Origin of the sequence: Colwellia marinimaniae, from assembly GCF_002207865.1 — a bacterium.
GTDB classification, from domain to species: domain Bacteria; phylum Pseudomonadota; class Gammaproteobacteria; order Enterobacterales; family Alteromonadaceae; genus Colwellia; species Colwellia marinimaniae.
The window spans coordinates 1-278 of sequence record NZ_BDQM01000223.1 but is presented as its reverse complement, the minus strand read 5'-3'; the positions used below and the strand labels follow the sequence as shown (position 1 = coordinate 278).

Below are 278 nucleotides of genomic sequence, written 5' to 3'. Positions count from 1 at the left end.
ATGGCGGCCCAGGCGAGCGCGTGGACAGGGGCAGAAGTTAGAATCACCCTCGCAGTTTACTGGGGCGCGCCGCGTTCTTTTCCTCGCTGCACATCCGACTCCATGGCATCAGCACTCACCGACCGCCTGTCACGCCTCGTCAAGACGATGCGCGGCCAGGCCCGCATCACCGAAACCAACGTCCAGGACATGCTGCGCGAAGTGCGCATGGCCCTGCTGGAGGCCGACGTCGCGCTGCCCGTCGTGCGCGATTTCGTCGCCCGGGTCAAGGACAAGGC

At 65.8% G+C, this 278-nt stretch carries 1 protein-coding gene; it reads left to right on the top strand.

All coding sequences use genetic code 11. The features are described 5' to 3' along the window. Positions 1–102: 102 nt before the first annotated feature. The coding region (locus MTCD1_RS19015) for a signal recognition particle receptor subunit alpha (RefSeq protein WP_200818660.1) at positions 103–278 on the top strand (176 nt) is incomplete at its 3' end.